The organism is Paenibacillus durus ATCC 35681 (assembly GCF_000993825.1).
GTDB lineage: Bacteria > Bacillota > Bacilli > Paenibacillales > Paenibacillaceae > Paenibacillus_AQ > Paenibacillus_AQ durus_B.
The window spans coordinates 5,389,300-5,405,463 of sequence record NZ_CP011114.1 but is presented as its reverse complement, the minus strand read 5'-3'; the positions used below and the strand labels follow the sequence as shown (position 1 = coordinate 5,405,463).

The 16,164-nt window shown below is 55.8% G+C and carries 14 protein-coding genes; 4 read left to right on the top strand and 10 right to left on the bottom strand.

The features are described from left to right. Positions 1 to 97: 97 nt before the first annotated feature. Positions 98 to 922, top strand: a complete 825-nt coding sequence (locus VK70_RS25285; protein ID WP_025700201.1) for an alpha/beta hydrolase family protein — start codon at positions 98 to 100, stop codon at positions 920 to 922. 97 nt (positions 923 to 1,019) lie between these two features. Here the strand turns inward: VK70_RS25285 and nadE are convergent, their stop codons facing one another. From nadE to VK70_RS25270, 3 genes are all read right to left on the bottom strand, one after another. Then, on the bottom strand, positions 1,020 to 1,829 hold the full coding sequence (nadE, locus tag VK70_RS25280) for an NAD(+) synthase (protein WP_025700199.1): 810 nt from the start codon (positions 1,827 to 1,829) through the stop codon (positions 1,020 to 1,022). A 109-nt stretch (positions 1,830 to 1,938) separates the two neighbouring features. Next, positions 1,939 to 2,373: a BrxA/BrxB family bacilliredoxin gene (locus VK70_RS25275; protein WP_025700197.1), complete on the bottom strand. Its 435-nt coding sequence runs from the start codon at positions 2,371 to 2,373 to the stop codon at positions 1,939 to 1,941. Between the two features lie 113 nt (positions 2,374 to 2,486). Further along, positions 2,487 to 4,208 carry an ATP-binding protein gene (locus tag VK70_RS25270; RefSeq protein ID WP_155986986.1) on the bottom strand — a complete coding sequence of 574 codons (1,722 nt, stop codon included), beginning with the start codon at positions 4,206 to 4,208 and terminating at the stop codon, positions 2,487 to 2,489. 265 nt (positions 4,209 to 4,473) lie between these two features. On the opposite strand from VK70_RS25270, the gene VK70_RS25265 reads away from it, so the two are divergent. Then, positions 4,474 to 5,739, top strand: a complete 1,266-nt coding sequence (locus tag VK70_RS25265) for a BaiN/RdsA family NAD(P)/FAD-dependent oxidoreductase (RefSeq protein ID WP_046723956.1) — start codon at positions 4,474 to 4,476, stop codon at positions 5,737 to 5,739. Positions 5,740 to 5,876: 137 nt separating this feature from the next. Here the strand turns inward: VK70_RS25265 and VK70_RS25260 are convergent, their stop codons facing one another. From VK70_RS25260 to VK70_RS25250, 3 genes are all read right to left on the bottom strand, one after another. Continuing rightward, complete coding sequence (locus VK70_RS25260) at positions 5,877 to 7,139, bottom strand: ABC transporter permease (RefSeq protein ID WP_046723954.1); 1,263 nt, start codon at positions 7,137 to 7,139, stop codon at positions 5,877 to 5,879. Positions 7,140 to 7,159: 20 nt separating this feature from the next. After that, positions 7,160 to 7,882 carry an ABC transporter ATP-binding protein gene (locus VK70_RS25255; protein WP_025694336.1) on the bottom strand — a complete coding sequence of 241 codons (723 nt, stop codon included), beginning with the start codon at positions 7,880 to 7,882 and terminating at the stop codon, positions 7,160 to 7,162. A gap of 159 nt (positions 7,883 to 8,041) precedes the next feature. Continuing rightward, positions 8,042 to 9,349, bottom strand: coding sequence for an MFS transporter (locus tag VK70_RS25250; RefSeq protein ID WP_025694335.1), 1,308 nt, complete (start codon positions 9,347 to 9,349; stop codon positions 8,042 to 8,044). Positions 9,350 to 9,654: 305 nt separating this feature from the next. On the opposite strand from VK70_RS25250, the gene VK70_RS25245 reads away from it, so the two are divergent. Further along, positions 9,655 to 10,122, top strand: coding sequence for a MarR family winged helix-turn-helix transcriptional regulator (locus tag VK70_RS25245; RefSeq protein ID WP_025333069.1), 468 nt, complete (start codon positions 9,655 to 9,657; stop codon positions 10,120 to 10,122). A 203-nt stretch (positions 10,123 to 10,325) separates the two neighbouring features. On the opposite strand, the gene VK70_RS25240 is transcribed toward VK70_RS25245, so the two are convergent. The 3 genes from VK70_RS25240 to VK70_RS25230 all read right to left on the bottom strand — a co-directional run bounded on the left by VK70_RS25240 (position 10,326) and on the right by VK70_RS25230 (position 12,881). Further along, positions 10,326 to 11,837, bottom strand: coding sequence for an MDR family MFS transporter (locus tag VK70_RS25240; RefSeq protein WP_046723952.1), 1,512 nt, complete (start codon positions 11,835 to 11,837; stop codon positions 10,326 to 10,328). After that, positions 11,834 to 12,427, bottom strand: a complete 594-nt coding sequence (locus VK70_RS25235; RefSeq protein ID WP_025700599.1) for a GNAT family N-acetyltransferase — start codon at positions 12,425 to 12,427, stop codon at positions 11,834 to 11,836. Before VK70_RS25235 ends, VK70_RS25240 begins: the two co-directional genes overlap by 4 nt. 154 nt (positions 12,428 to 12,581) lie before the next feature. Continuing rightward, positions 12,582 to 12,881: a hypothetical protein gene (locus tag VK70_RS25230; RefSeq protein WP_025694009.1), complete on the bottom strand. Its 300-nt coding sequence runs from the start codon at positions 12,879 to 12,881 to the stop codon at positions 12,582 to 12,584. Between the two features lie 223 nt (positions 12,882 to 13,104). On the opposite strand from VK70_RS25230, the gene VK70_RS25225 reads away from it, so the two are divergent. Next, entirely contained in the window at positions 13,105 to 13,584 is a 480-nt protein-coding gene (locus VK70_RS25225) for a GAF domain-containing protein (RefSeq protein ID WP_046723950.1), read from the top strand. A 134-nt stretch (positions 13,585 to 13,718) separates the two neighbouring features. Here VK70_RS25225 and VK70_RS25220 read toward each other — a convergent pair whose 3' ends face one another. After that, a complete protein-coding gene (locus VK70_RS25220) occupies positions 13,719 to 16,151 on the bottom strand; it encodes a glycogen/starch/alpha-glucan phosphorylase (protein WP_025694012.1) in 2,433 nt (810 codons plus the stop codon). Between the last annotated feature and the right edge of the window lie 13 nt (positions 16,152 to 16,164).

Below are 16,164 nucleotides of genomic sequence, written 5' to 3'. Positions count from 1 at the left end.
AAGAAAACACCGCCGAAGTCCATGCGCCGCTCCCGCAGCGGCTTCGGCACCCGCCATGGACTTGCCGCCTTGGCATACAGAGAGGAGACATTTTCTGATGAGTCGAAGCATCAATTTTGAAATCCCCGCAGGGGATGACTCCGTTCTGCGCTGCACCCGCTTCCCTTCCCGGGGAGAGGCAGACAGCCTGATCGTAATCGCGCACGGTTATAAAGGGTTCAAAGATTGGGGAATGTTTCCATATGTCGCGGAATCGCTAAGCGGTAAGCATGAGGTCGTGACATTCAATTTCTCCCATGGCGGAATCGGCGCGGATCTCCAGAATTTCACTGAGCTTGAGAAGTTCGCCCGCAATACATACCACCGTGAGCTCAAAGACCTAAATGTTCTGCTCTCCTATCTCAGCCAGCATCCCAAGCTCGGCGGACTGCCGCTCTTCCTTCTCGGGCACAGCCGGGGCGGAGGCGTCTGTCTGCTGCATGCCCTTGATACACCCGGCGAAGTCGCCGGCGTCATTTCCTGGAACGGCGTCACTGATCTGGATCTCTTCACGGAGGAGCAGAAAAAGGACATGCGCGAAACAGGCCGCGCCTATGTTCTGAACGGCCGGACTGGACAGCAAATGCCGCTGGACGCCGTCATTCTGGAGGATTTGGAGCGGCAGAAGGAGCGCTACAATATTATCGAGCGGATGCGGACGGCCAAATTCCCGGTCACGCTTATTCAGGGAAGCAAGGATGGCGCCCGCCTGCGGCAAGGCTCGGAGAAGCTGACCGCCATCAGGCCGGACATCGACTGGGTTCAGATTCCGGGGGGAGACCACACCTTCGGAACGGTCCATCCGTTTGCCGGGCCTACTCCGCAAGTGGAGCAGGCAATCGCCGCGACCGAAGCCTTTATCGACCAGGTGCTGCGCTCTTAGCGGCCTTGTGACCGAAAGAGCAAATACCGCCGCGGGCCGCCCGCGCATCTAGCGCAGGGCTGCCGCGGCGGTGCGGCTAACATCGCGCGAGGCCGGTTCAGATTCCGGGAATGGCGCTCCGCTTATACGACCCTTTGCGGTAGAAGCTCTCCAGCAGTTCAGCTGCTGCGGGCTCTACCCGTTTCCCTTCCAGATAATCACTGATTACTTCTTCAGTATTGCCTAGCTTGGCTTCATCTGTCTGTCCCGCCCTCTGGTCTGCGGCCTTCGCTGCCGTGATGATTCCCGCCGGCACGCCAAGATAAGAGGCCAGCTCGCGAACCTGCCGCTGGTTCAGGGAACGGAGCGGCTCAAGATCAGCGGCTCCGCTTTCCCATTTGGCGCAGCGGCCGGAAATCGCTTCAGATGCATGGCCGGTACCGGCCACCAGCAGGTTGTTCTCCAAGGAGAGCGCATGCTGGATCACCATCCGCGCTCCCGCTTTGAGCTCTCCCTTGCCTCGATGCGTCATATGGCGATGCTGCCCGATAGCCTTCAAAGCATACTCCGTTTCCAGCGTAATCTCGTCAACCGCATCCCCGATATTCGTCTCCACCGTATACTTAAGCCCGAGCGCTTTGGCCGTCTCGTAGCTGTGCCCGGAATCCTCTTGCTCCCCGTAAGGCTGGAACACGCCAAGCGTAATATATTCCTTGCCTTGCTCAGCGCTCAGCTCATCTGTCGCACGTTTGCACAGGCCCGCAGCCACCGCGCTCTCTATACCCCCGCTTATAGCGATCAGCAATCCCCTGGTTCCCGATTCCAAGATATACGCTTTCAGAAAATCGGCTCTCTGCCGCACTTCCGCTTCTGCATCAACCGCCGGTTTTACGCCAAGGGCGGCAATAATCTCTTCTTGTATGCTCAATGCAGCTCACTCACTTTCATCGCTCCAACACCTTTTTATCAAAAACAATCCCGCAGCACCCAAAAGAAACGGTACGGCGGGACGTGATCGCATATTAGATTCTTGAGCCTTATTTACAGTAACGATCGAATATTTCCTTCAACTCGTCCGCGATTTCCCCAGCCGAACGGTTCTCCACGCCTTGGCGCTCGATAAAATGCACCAGCTCCCCATCCTTCATCAAGGCGATCGAAGGCGAAGAAGGCGGGTAAGGAGCGAAATACTCGCGTGCTTTGGCGGTCGCTTCCTTTTCCTGGCCGGCAAAGACTGTGAATAAATGATCCGGCAGCGCGTCGTTCTTAAGGGCCTGGGCAACACCGGGACGGCACTGGCCGGCGGCGCACCCGCATACGGAGTTGACAACGACAAGCGTGGTTCCCTTGGCGTTAGGCAGCGCGGCCTCTACTTCCTCCGGAGTTTTCAGCTCCGTGAAGCCAATACTGGTCAGATCGTCGCGCATCGGTTGAATCGAATCCCTCATATATTGCTCAAAAGACATGGACATGGTTCAACACTCTCCTTTTCACCTAGGTTGTTAGATAACTTAATTGCGAAACTTACTAACTTTATTATACATTCCAACTCGATGAAAGCAAGCCGCCGCCAGCTTTGAAATCTTTAACAGACGGCTGTTGCTGTCTCCTGCTTCTCATATGGAAAAGAGACGGTAAACACCGTTCCCGCTCCCAGGCGGGAATGGACGGCAATCGAGCCGCCATGCCGTTCGGCGATACTGAGACAGAGCGGGAGGCCAAGCCCGGTTCCCTGTTCTTTTGTGGTAAAGAATGGGGTAAATAATTTTTCCAGCTCTATGTCCGACATGCCGCTTCCCGTATCCTTCACCAGCAGCTCAACCTTTTCGGGGACACAACGGGTCTCCAGCGTAAGCACTCCCTTCGGCTCCATCGCTTCCATGGCATTGCGACCGAGGTTCAGAACAAGCTGCTTGATTTCTTTAGTATTGAGCCGCAGCAGCGGCAGCTTGTCGCACAGCCTGAGCTCGACGCTTTGCCCGCGAAGATTCGCGTCGGCCCACAGCAGCGGAGCCAGATCTTCAATCACATCATGGAGATTGCTGTCCTCCTTGCCGGAGAGCCCGCTCTGCGCAAGCGACAAAAAGTCGTTAATAATACTGTTCGCCCGGTCCAGTTCATCCATGACAATCCGGTAGTAGGACTCCATGTCCGAGGGACTCTTTTCTCTCATCAGCTGCAGGAAGCCGCGCACCACCGCCATCGGATTGCGGATCTCATGGGTAATTCCCGCCGCCATCCGGCCTACCAGCGTCAACCGCTCGACATGATCCAGCTCGCTTCGGATATTCTCTTCCTCCGTCATATCCTGGATGATTAGAACCATTCCCGCTTGCTGTCCCTGGTCTCTCGGAATCAGAGGGGCGGCCAGAACATACAGAATTTTGCCGAGACAAGCTACTTTTCCCATAAACCTCTGCTTACGGGTAACGCTGTCCAGCAAGTGATCCAATTCCCGGTTATCGTTCAGCTTCAGCCGATGCGCCAGATCGAACAGTGTACAGTTTAGAACATCGGTCCTCGTTATATGCGGGATCTCAATTTCCAACTTTTTTATCGATGTTTCATTAATACTGGTAATCCTTCCGTTATCATCAATGGAAATGATGCTTAGCGGCACCATATCGGTAATCTGCTGAAGATCGCCTATTTCCCGTCTGAATTTCTCCGACATATAAGCGATGCGCTCCTCAATCTCGCGCTTGTTCCAAGCTGCTTCAAGCATATAAATCAATACGCCGCCGAGCACAGGGTTTAAGAACAGCATGCAGAGGATAAGCGCCATTTGGCCATCCTGCAATCTGGAGAAATCATTCCCGTCAAACAACGGTGTAAGCGCTATAAATAACATGCACGGCACAAGGACGATCCAGAGCAAGGCAATCTTTTCAACAACGTTTCCAAACTTGAATCTATTGGCCATACCAAATAGAAGCGGATACATGAATATGCCGGAATCAAGCAGCACATGGCTTTGCGTCGCCGGATAGGAGAATACATAGGTGCATACCGGCAGCATTAGGGCAAGCAAGACGCGGGAACGGAGGCTTCCATATAACATACCGATAAATGCGGGCAGGATTCCCCAGTTTAAATCGATCATCCCGAACAGATTGCCGGACAGCAGAGAGCAAAGGACAAGACTCAGCCCGCAGGCCATCACGAGAAAAGCATAATCATCCGAGCACCGGGGGTGCCGGCGCGTTATATGGCTTTGATTCAGTCTCCACTGAAACAGTAATAAAAAGGAGGAGGCAGCAGCCATTTGCAATAAAATCTCTTTCACTGCGGTTGTAATTGTGATCACCGTCCGACTCGGTTAATTGATCTCAAACTTAGAATTAAGCATACTCTGTTTACTGATAATAAGGAAGGATAAGAAGAAACGGCTTTGCCATCCTCACGGGAGGAGGGCATTCGTTTCTCGTAGAAATATAAGACCAAACGATAAGAGCGAAGCTTATAAAGTCTCATATTTCAAAAAAAGAGCGGGACTGGCCCCGTCCGGGGCGGTGATGGTATGATGACCCTAGATTACCCGCAGCACCGCAATTTACTAAAGGAGCCATTTCATGAGTGAATATGATATCATCGTCATCGGCGGCGGACCTTCCGGTCTGATGGCGAGCGTAGCCGCAGCCGAGCACGGAGCCTCCGTGCTGTTAATTGACAAGGGAACCAAGCTGGGCCGCAAGCTCGGCATCTCGGGCGGTGGCCGCTGCAATGTAACCAATATGAAGGATACAGCAGAGCTGATTGCTCATATTCCGGGCAATGGACGTTTTTTGCACAGCGCTCTTCGCCATTTCGATAACCGTTCCATTGTCGCTTTTTTTGAAGATTTGGGAATACAATTAAAGGAAGAAGATAACGGCCGAATGTTCCCTGTTTCCGATAAAGCCTCCAGCGTCGTCTCGGCTCTGATTGGCAAAGTCAAAGATCTTGGCGTTCAAATCATGACGGGCAGTCCCGTCCGCGAAGTGCTCTATGGGCCAGACCGCGTTCAAGGCATTCTGCTGGCTTCCGGCAAGAAGCTGACAGCCCGGGCGGTCGTCATCGCGACCGGAGGAAAATCGGTTCCGCATACCGGCTCTACCGGCGACGGTTTTTTCTGGGCGGAGGCTGCGGGGCATACCATTACGGAGCTGTACCCGACGGAAGTACCGATTGTATCACGCGAGAGTTGGATCAAGTCCGGAGAACTGCAAGGGCTTTCCCTGCGCGACGTAACGCTCTCCGTCTGGAATGAAAGGGGCAAACCGCTGATCTCCCACAGAGGAGATATGATCTTCACCCATTTCGGGCTGTCCGGTCCGATTGCGCTGCGCTGCAGCCAGTTTCTGCGGCAGGTGCAGCGCAAGACAGGGAAGGAATCCGTGGAGATGTCGATTGATCTCTTCCCCGATTTGCGGCTCCATGAGACGGAAGCGAAGCTTCGGGACAAGCTGGAGGCAGAGCCGAAAAAGGCGATCCGCAACGCGCTGAAAGGGCTGCTGCCGGAACGGCTCATTCCGCTCTTGCTGTCCAAGGCGGGAATCGACGGCGACCTTACAGGCCCCAATCTCTCCAAAAGCGCCCAGGCGGCGCTTGCTTCCCTGTTAAAGCGCATGCCGATTCTTGTCCACGGCACCCGTCCGCTGGAGGAAGCCTTTGTTACCGGGGGCGGCGTCCATTTAAAAGAAATTGATCCCGGAACGATGCAATCCAAGCTGATGCCGGGTCTGTATTTCTGCGGTGAAATTTTGGATATACACGGATATACGGGCGGGTACAATATTACCGCGGCTTTCTCAACAGGGTATACGGCCGGAATACATGCCGCACAGCAGGAATCCTGAAGGTGGTTTCCCTAATTTCTGAGAGCAATTCCACTTACCCCGTCAAACGAAAAATGAAACAGCATTTTCCGTAAATCAAAACCAGTGCGAACGAAGAGTCCTCGGCGTTCACGCTGGTTTTTCGATTCTATGCGTATTTACCCGGCCAGGCGAAAGGCTGTAAACACTCTGGCAGCCATAATGCCGATCACCGCGCCGGTGGGGATGAATACCGCAAGCCCCCACCAGCCGTACAGCGGCACTGAGGCGACTGCCGCGCACAATATGGAAAAGGGAAGCAGGAGAATCGGAACCGCCAGACTCCCCGCGTCCGCTTTCCGGTCTTTGCTGAACGGGAGCAGCGCGATAAATTCATCGCCTGCGAACACTTTCCAGTAAGACACCAGCCACGAGGCCATCAAGAAGACCAGCACAATGCAGACGGCCCATTTCAGGACGCCCGGTACGATCAGAATCGCCACGGCACCTACTCCAAAAAACTGAAGATACAGCTTTAAATGTCCCGAATTACGTATAAACGCCTTAATGGACGCTCCGGCCAGCCGGCTTTCGGGGGAACTGGGGCGCAGCAGCGGCCGGGACTTACGGAAGATCCAGGGCTTATGCCGGGTCGGCCGCGGCTTGTCGATAACGCCTCTTAGTAGCAGTCCGGCGATCTTCATCCGCTGCTTGAAATCCTCGCGCACATCGCCGAGGAACGTGCCGCGCAAGGTCAGCCTTGCCCGCAGCCCGGCAGCCGCAGCAGCCGCATAGACGGCGGCGGCAAGCAGCAGCAGCGCCGGATGGGCGCTCCAGGCGACGGCAGCGCGAATGTAGAGCCCGCTGGGCAGCCATGCGGCGAGCAGCATCCACAGCCACCTGCGCCAGCCCTGCTTCTGTACCCTTACGTTATGCGTAAGCAGCTTGACGCATATCCCGCAGCATAGACTCAGAACAAGCAGCGCTCCCGCGTCCGTCCCGCTTAGCCCGTAGCCGCGAACAAGAAAAGGCAGCAGAAGCAGAAAGCCTGCTGTAATTTTCAGCGCCGTTACCGACAGGCTGTACAAAATTCCGCCGGACACGACCGTGCGTATCCAATTCTTGCGCTGCCGTAAGAACAGCAGGTCGCCTTCATGCAGCAGCAGCAGAATACCGCCCTGCATCAGAAGGGCCAACAGCGCCGGCAAGAGAGCATAGGGCAGCAGTGTAACCCATGCCGGAAGCGGCTCATTCCAGAACCCGTAATAAAATCTTCCGCCAAGCAGCCCGCCCGGGATAAGGAAATAGAGAAACACTGTCCAGTCCGCAGCGGTGCGGATGATGCCCCATTGTTCTTTCCAGTGGTGCCCAAGCCGCCTTCTCAGCAGGCTGCCAGGAGTCCGGATACCATAGCCGTCGCGGCTTTCTTCTAAGTTGCTCATGGCTAACGTCTCCCTCCTTGTCATGCCAGCGCATCGAAGCAGTCGAACAGCGAGGCTTCCGGCAGCCCTGCCGCCGCGCGGATATTTTCCAGCGTGCCCGAAGCCGCCACGCGGCCGGCGGACACAAGAACAAACGAATCGCAGATATTCTCCGCCGTATCCAGCACATGCGTGGACATCAGCACTCCCGCCCCCCGCCGCCGCTCCGTCTCCAGCAGACGCAGGAAGTCTTTGGTCGCGCGCGGATCAAGTCCGATAAAAGGCTCGTCCACGATGTAGACGTCGGGCTGTACAAGAAATCCGAGCATCAGCATCATTTTCTGCTTCATCCCTTTGGAGAAGCCCGCCGGCAGATCATCGCGCACATGCTCCATGCCGAACTGGCGGAGCAGCCGCTCCGCCGCCTCCTTGAAGCTCCCATAGTCCAGCCCGTAAGCGGCAGCCGACAGGTCCAGGTGCTCCCACAGCGTCAGCTCCTCGTAAAAGACCGGCTGCTCCGGCACATAGGCGTAAGAACCGCCCCCCGAACCGCCGATCGCAACCTTAGCCTTCGCATGCTTCAGCAGCCCGAGCAGCGTCTTGATTGTCGTACTTTTGCCGGCCCCGTTCGGACCGATTAGCCCAAGCAGCTGACCGCGCCGGACCTCAAACGAAATATCGGCGATGCGGACATCCCCTTCCTCATAACCCGCCTCGGCTATGGAAACATCCAGTACAATATCGTCCCGCTCCGGCATTTCCATTTCCAGTTCCTGTTCCGGGAAATCCCTGACCGCTTCCCGCTCTTCCATCTACTCCATCTCCCAAAAACGTTATAGATAAGGTCTATGAGTATAATCCCGCTCCAGACGCTAATACACATCTTACCATCTGCTCACGGCTTTTGCAGCGATTCTTTAAGATTACACGGCAGCCGGTTCTTCTAGGCTTTCCGCGCCGGCCCCGCGATCCCTGCGTTCGATGAGTCCCCGCAGCGCCAGCATTGCCGCGCCAAGCAGCAGGGTAAGCAGGCCGGAGACGATATAGGCGAATACCGGGCCTGAGGCCGTTACCAGCGCTCCGCCGGCCACCGGGCCCAGAATGACGGACGTGCTGGTCAGACTGTTTACCGTTCCGAAGACCCGGCCGGTGTAGGCTTCAGGCGTCCGTTTCTGCAGCATCGCCTGAAACGGAATGAAGACAAATCCGGCCCCGGCTCCCGCCAGCATAAAAGCCGAAAACAAAATGATATACATGACCGCCCCCGGTCTGCCGGCAGCGGTCGCCACAGCCGCGCCGGCGAATACCGCTCCCATCAATACTGCGCCAATGCCCATGAATAGAAGCGGATGCCGCGAGCCGCCCATCCGTCCGGCCAGCAGGGCAGCGATCAGCGTGCCGAGTCCGCTTGCCCCGACGCACCAGCCCAGCAGATCGCCGCTAACACCAGGAATAGTCCGGAACAGCGTCACGAGCTGTGAATCGGCGATATTCAGCACAAGCAGCACTAATACGAGCATGAGAATGCCGCTGAGTACGGCGGGCATTCCGGCAATTATCCGCAGACCCGCAGCCATTTCCCGGCGGAAAGATTGCCGATCTCCGGCGCGTCCTTCCGTCCGGACCGAAGCCCCCGCTCTGCGTCCCCGCGGCAGAGCGACCAGAATCGCGGCCGAGGCCAGAAACGTTGCCGCGTCAATCAGATAACAGGCGGAGATGCCAAACAGCGCCACAAGCAGACCGCCAAGAGCGGGGCCGAGAATCTTCGTGATCTGCTCTATGGAAGAGCTTAAGCCAACTGCGGCATCCATTTGGGAGGCGGGAACCAGTTCCTTGAGCTTGCCGCTCTTGGCCGGGGAGAAGATCACATCCATCGTTCCCTTGAGCAGCAGCAGCACGTAGACTTGGGTTAGCGATCCGGCGAATACGAGCGAGGCCACAATAACCGCACGGGCTATATCCGAGCCGATCATCAGCGCTTTGCGATTCAGCCTGTCGGCTGCCACGCCGGCGAAAGGTCCGCCCAGCAGCATCGGAGCCGCCATACAGAGCGAGATGGCGGTAATTTCCCAGGGCGTCGCGTGCCATTTCAAGCCGACCATCGTCAGCAGCGCGAGCACATGGAGCCAATCGCCCATATTGGATATGAGCTGCGCCGAGAGCAGCAGCGTCAGCGGGCGGCTCAGCGTCAGCTTGTTTTTTTGTACATTGTCAGAGTTCTGATTACTCATTGTCATACCACTCCTGTCGTCCCTTTGCTTCATAAAAACCATATTAAGGCAATAGGAAACTTTATCCATCGGTCCCGGGATGTAATCGCCGCTACCCGGCCAGGCTGATTTTGGTCTGAAAGCATTTTGATTTTTAATAATTAAAAGTGTACTCATTGTGACAAATCACATGTTTTTCTGCCATTTATTCACGTATTGTAAGGATATATACAGGTTCGCTGCACAGGTCCCTTGCATTCAGGATGAGATTGTTCAACCCTGCGGGCGGCCCGCAAGAAGAATTAATAATAAAGGGTGAGAGATGCATGATACAATCCTATGAACGCGATACCCAGCTGACGCTGCATTTGTACCGGGTGTTCGCCAAGTCTTTCAAGAGCATCAATGAACATGCCGTAATAGGAAGCAAAATCGAAGGGTTCAACCCGACGGCCTTTGCCGTCATGGAAGTGCTTTACTATAAAGGACCTCAGCCAATCCAGCAGATCGGCGCCAAGCTGCTGCTGCAGAGCGGGAATGTTACTTACGTCATCGATAAGCTCGAAGAGCGCGGCTATTTGCAGCGCAAGCCTTGCCCTACCGACCGCCGCGTGATTTTTGCGGAGCTGACTCCGGAGGGCGAGCGCCTAATGAACGATATGTATCCGAAATATTCGGAGCGCATCCACCTTGCGTTCAGCGGACTGAATGACGAGGAGAAAGAACAGATGATCGTTCTGTTGAAAAAGATGGGGCTGCAGGCTGAGAAGCTGTCTCCGCTTCCGCGGAAATAACTCCCCGTAGTTTGCGGGCCACAGGAGATTGTTAGAGGTAACCGGATTGGCGCTTATATTTCAACAAAAACGGCTGCACAGCCCATTAGAGGGCGGCGCAGCCGTTTTTTTCGTTTCAGTTCCGTTCACAGTTCAGTTCCATTCAAAAGTTTCTCGAGCGCTACCCGGCTTCACTCCATCTCCGCCGTAACCCGTACAGCCCCTTATTGCGCTTTCTTTAAAGCGATGCTCTCCTGTTCCGCCACTGGGACGCCGCTGCGGAGGCCCGCCGAAATCAGCAGGGACAGCGCGGCGATAACCGCCATAACGATAAAGAGCGAATGCAGGCCGCCTTCGAGCGCGGTCCGCAGCACACCGCCAGCCGTACCGGATAGCTCAGCTCCGGCCTGGGGATCGAGCAGCTTATTCATGTCCTCTCCCGTAATCCCGCTTAAAGAAGAGCCCCTCAGCAGCTGGTCGATCCGCAGGTTCAGCCATGAACCGAACACGGCTACCCCGGCCGTCTGCCCCAGCGAACGGGTGAACGTGTTCAGCGCCGTAGAGGCGCCCCGCATGCTGTGCCCCACAGAAGACTGGGCGATAATCGTAAAGACGGTCGAGCAATAGCCAAAGCCTATGCCGCACAGCAGCATCAGGGCAAGCAAAGGCAAGGGGGGCGAGCCTTGTGACAGCATTGTAAGGCCGAAGGCTCCGGCGAAGATCAGCGCAAGGCCCAGCATTGCCGTTCGGCGTGAGCCCGCGCGCAGGATTAGGCGTCCCCCGGCCACGGAGCCGAATATCCAGCCGACCGACAGCGGAGCAATCAACAGGCCGGACAATGCTGCGCTGCCACCGTTCACTCCCTGCACCCAGAGCGGCACATATGTAGCCAGCCCGATAACCAGCGTGCTGATTAACAGATTGGAGCCCGTCGAGAAGGCGATGTTGCGGACCCGGAACAGGCCGAGCGGCAGCATCGGCTCCGGGACGCGTCGTTCCACCGCCCAGAAAGCGGCCAGCAGCAGTACGGATGCCGCAAGCGTGGCGATCAGCAGCGGCGAATTCCACGGGAAATTCTGTCCGCCGGTGGACAAGCCGAACAGCAGTGCGCCCATGCCTGCGGCGAACAGCAGCGCGCCGAATATATCGATCTCCGTCTTGCGGCGTATCCGGTTCTCCTTCAAGTACCGGGCGATAAAGACAATCGCCAGCAGACCAAACGGCAGATTGAAGACAAAAATCCAGCGCCAGCTCAAAAAATCGACCACATAACCGCCCAGCAGCGGGCCGACCAGCGAAGAAATTCCCCATACGGAGCTCAGCATGCCCTGAGTTTTGGCCCGCTCCTCGATGCTGTAAATATCCCCGATGATCGTGAATGTCATTGGAATCAGAGCTCCCGCTCCCATCCCCTGCAGCGCGCGAAAGGCCACAAGCTGCTCCATACTCTGAGACACACCGCACAGCAGCGAGCCAGCGAGAAATACGGCAGTACCCCCCAAGAATACGGGCTTTCGGCCGAACAGATCGCTGACCTTGCCAAAAATCGGTGTAGTTACCGCCATTGCCAGCAAATAAGCGGTGAAGATCCAGCTGAGCCACTGCATGCCTTCAAAATCACCGGCTATAGCCGGCCCGGCAGGCCCGGTAACGGTGCCTTCAATCGCGGCCAGAAAGGTCGCCAGCAGCACCCCCGTCAAGATCAGCCCGCGTTCAGACGTTCCTCGCAGCATCATGTACGATTATCCTTCTCTCTCTCTAGGGTTATCAAATCGCGCCAATCCCGGCGCAGCAGCGCATATAAATCCACGTCCTGAAACCCGGACGGTGTATGGCGGTACTCGCGCAGTGTTCCCTCCCTGCTGAACCCGAGCGAGGACAGCAGCCGGCTTGACCGGAGGTTGGCCGGATGGCACTGCGCCTCCACCCGGTTCAGCTCCATCTCTTCGAAGCCATACCGAAGCGCCAGCGCCAGCGCTTCGCGCATATACCCCCGGCCCCAGAACGCCGGCGATAACTCGAAACCTACCTCGCCGCGGAAGGCTCCGGTCAGCTGCCAGCTGTTATAGCCGCAACTGCCGATCACCTCCCCGCCGGGGAGCTCAATGCTCCAGCGCAGGCTCTCCTCCTCGTGCTCCATCTCCAGGAGCAGCCGGATGAGCTCCTCCGCTTCCGCCTCGGAGGCCAGCGGCTCAACTCCAAGCCAAGAGGCCGCTTCCGGATGGGACCAGCAGCGAAGAAGCGCGCCGGAATCCTCCCGTCTCAGAGCCCGCAGCTTCAGTCTGCGGCCAGAAAGCTCGGGCGCTGTCCCGCTGTGCTCCTCCATGCCCTCGCCCCCTTGTAATCCGTCCATTATACCTTATTTTCGAACCAACAAAAATAGCGCCTGTATCGGACGCGGCACGCATCCCCTACTGGCGCCAATATCATAAATCCTCTCCATCTTCGCCTTGGCCCCGTGCAAAGCCCTCTCCCTCGCTTCAACCCGCCGTATCGGCAGTCTTGGCCGGTTTCCTAACCTCTCTAAGCAGCAGCTCCAGCTTGGCCAGAATTTCCTTGTATTCTTCGATTCCCGTACCCGTAATGCTGTACTCCTCGCCATGGGCGGTTAGGAAGTTATCCTGCGTCAGACGCTCCAGCTCCTGCTTTACTTCACGCTCACCTATCCTGTATCCGTATTTCTCAAGCTTAGTCTGCATATCGGCTACCGTCAGGTCCCGCTCGCGGGCATGATAAAGCATGTGGATTCCTATGAACATATTCTGTACATCGGCGCGCATGTTTCACTCCTTCCGGCGATTAAGCCTTCCTTGGTTTATAGATTTATTACCCCCTGGCCGCCGGACGGAAACACGCATGGGTACGGAGAGGCAGCGGCAGCCAATTGTATGAATTTGACAAATCTGCGCCAAGACTTGACGACTGCTCGGCGGCTGTACTATGTTGTTAGGTACAACAGTTGCTCATTCAAGAATGACTTCATGTATAGGAAGGTGATCCTCCATGTTTCAGGCTATGCCCTATGACGGAACGCGCAGCGAGCGGTTTGAATCCGTTCTGACTCAGCTTGGGGCCTTGATGAAAGACGAACCGAATGCAATCGCAAATCTGGCCAATGCTTCGGCGCTGCTTAAGTTTACTCTCGCGGACACGAACTGGGTCGGATTCTATCTGTATGACGGCAAAGAGCTTGTGCTCGGCCCTTTCCAGGGACTGCCGGCCTGCATCCGCATCCCGCTGGGCCGGGGGGTCTGCGGCACGGCGGCTAACGAGCGCCGGACACTTGTCGTAGACGATGTGCACGCCTTTCCGGGGCATATCGCCTGCGATGTCGCCTCCAACAGCGAAGTTGTCGTTCCGCTGATTAAGGACGGGCAGCTTCTGGGCGTGCTTGATGTCGACAGCCCGCTCAAACACCGGTTCGACGACGAGGAACGACGGTTTCTGGAGCGCTTTGCGGCCATGGTCTCCGAGGTTCTCTAACCTCCTGCAATGATGCGGCCGCAGGGCGATATTCCGTATTCATACATGAGCAAAAGCGGCTGCGCACCGAATCTTCGGGGCGCAGCCGCTTGTCGTTATATTCCTTTTTCTGCCGTCGCTTGTTTCATAAGGCTCTAGAGTGGTACAGACCGGATTTTCCAAATTTCGGACGCGTAGCGGCTAATCGTATTGTCGCTTGAGAATTTGCCGGAATGGCCGATATTGATAATGGACTTCTTGAGCCATTCACTCCGGTTGCGGTAAGCGCGGTCGATTTCCACCTGCGTCTCAACATAGCTCGGAAAATCCTTCAGCACGAAGAATTCGTCGTTATTATCGAGCAGTGAATGGAAAATTTGCTCGAAATCATGATGATAGCAGCAGATCGGCCCCGGTGTAATAAGCTGATCCAGCACTTCTTTCAACCGGCTGTCGCTATTATACATATCGCGGGCATAATAACCGCCATACTGGTAATAATCCATGACCTGCTCTGCGCGCAGTCCGAACAGGAACATGTTGTCATTGCCGATCATTTCATTCATCTCGACATTGGCTCCGTCCATCGTTCCGATGGTCAGCGCGCCGTTCATCATAAATTTCATATTTCCGGTGCCGGAAGCTTCCTTGCTCGCCGTCGAAATCTGTTCGCTGACATCGGCCGCCGGGATAATCTTCTCTGCCAGGGATACCGAATAGTTCTCCAAGAAGAAGATCCGGATTTTGCCCTTTACGTCGGGGTCTTTGTCCACGATGTCGGCAACGGTATTGATGAGCTTGATAATCCGTTTCGCCAAATGATAGCTCGGAGCCGCTTTGGCGCCGAAAATAAACGTGCGGGGCACCATGTCGAGATTCGGACTCGCCTTAATCTGATTGTATAGATGCATAATGTGCAGAATATTCAGCAGCTGGCGCTTATAAGCATGTAGCCGCTTGACCTGAACATCGAAGATGGAATCCGGATCGACCAAGACGTTATGCTTGCTCTTAATGTATTCGGCCAGACGGAGCTTGTTCTTCCGTTTGATATCGGCTACCTTTTGCTGGAATGAAGCATCCTCGCAGTATTTGATTAAGCCGATCATTTCCTGCGGATGGGTCGTCCAGCGAGGGCCGATCGCCTCGGTGATTAGACCGGCTAAATCCCGGTTGGCATGCATCAGCCAGCGCCGATGAGTGATTCCGTTCGTCTTGTTGTTGAACCGGTGCGGGTACATCTCGTCGAACAATCTCATTTCCCGCTTCCGCAAAATTTCCGTATGCAGCGCGGCTACGCCGTTGACGCTGTGGCTGCCCACAATCGCCAGATGCGCCATCCGGACCTGGTCGTCATAAATAATCGCCATTTGCGCGATCCGGCTATTGTCTCCGGGATACCGCTTCATCAGCTCGCCGCAGAATCTTGCGTTGATCTCTTCGATGATGAGATAGACCCGCGGCACTAAATCCCGTACCATATTCACCGGCCACTTCTCCAGCGCCTCGCTAAGAATCGTATGGTTGGTGTAGGAAACCATGCGCGTTGTTAAGTCCCAAGCTTCATCCCATTCCAGGCCCCTGTCATCCATCAAAATCCGCATCAGCTCCGGAATCACGAGCGTTGGATGCGTATCGTTGATATGCAGCGCCACCTTATCCGGAAGCTCCGACAGCGGAAGCCCGAGCTTCCCGTAGAAGCGCAGGATGCTCTGCAGGCCGGCGCTGCATAGGAAATACTGCTGCTTCAGGCGGAGCAGCTTGCCCTCGTACTCGGAATCATCGGGGTACAGAAATTCCGAGATGGATTCCACAGCCCGTTTGTACTCGAGAAATTTGTGGTAGTCAGTGCCTGCATCCGCGCCAAAGCCCCTGTTCGGTTGGAGGATGGACTCGGCGCTCCAATTGCGCAGCGTATTGACATGCCGCCGGTCGGCGCCGATGATCGGCACATCGTACGGAACTGCCCGGACCGTCTCGTAATCCTTGTGCCGGAATACGAGCTTTTCGCCTACCTTATCGGCCTCGACCCGTCCCCAGAACCTTACTTCAACACTCTTGTCCTCACGGCGCACTTCCCACACATTATCCTTTTGCAGCCAGTAATCGGGCAGTTCCACCTGATACCCGTCAACGATCTTCTGCTCGAACAGGCCGTATTTGTAGCGTATGCCGCAGCCATGTCCCGCATACTGCAAAGAGGCGAGCGAATCAAGAAAACAGGCTGCAAGTCGCCCTAAACCGCCATTGCCGAGACCTGCGTCGGCCTCTTCCTCCTCGACATCCTGAAGAGAGAAGCCCAGCTCCGCAAGTCCGTCCCGCACCATCTCCAGAACGCCCATATTCAGCAGATTATTGCCCAGCAGCCTGCCGATCAGGAACTCCATCGAAAAGTAGTAGACCTGCTTTTCCTTGCCGTCCTTGTATTTCAGATTCGTATTTGCCCAGTTCTTACCGGCCTGCGCGCGAACCATACTGCCTAGAATGTGGTAAACGTCGGCGTTAGAGGCTTCCTCCAGCGGCTTACCCAGCTTCCCGACCAAATCATCGACAAATGCTTTTTTGAATGCTTCTTTATCGGTAAACAACAAGCAGGTTCCT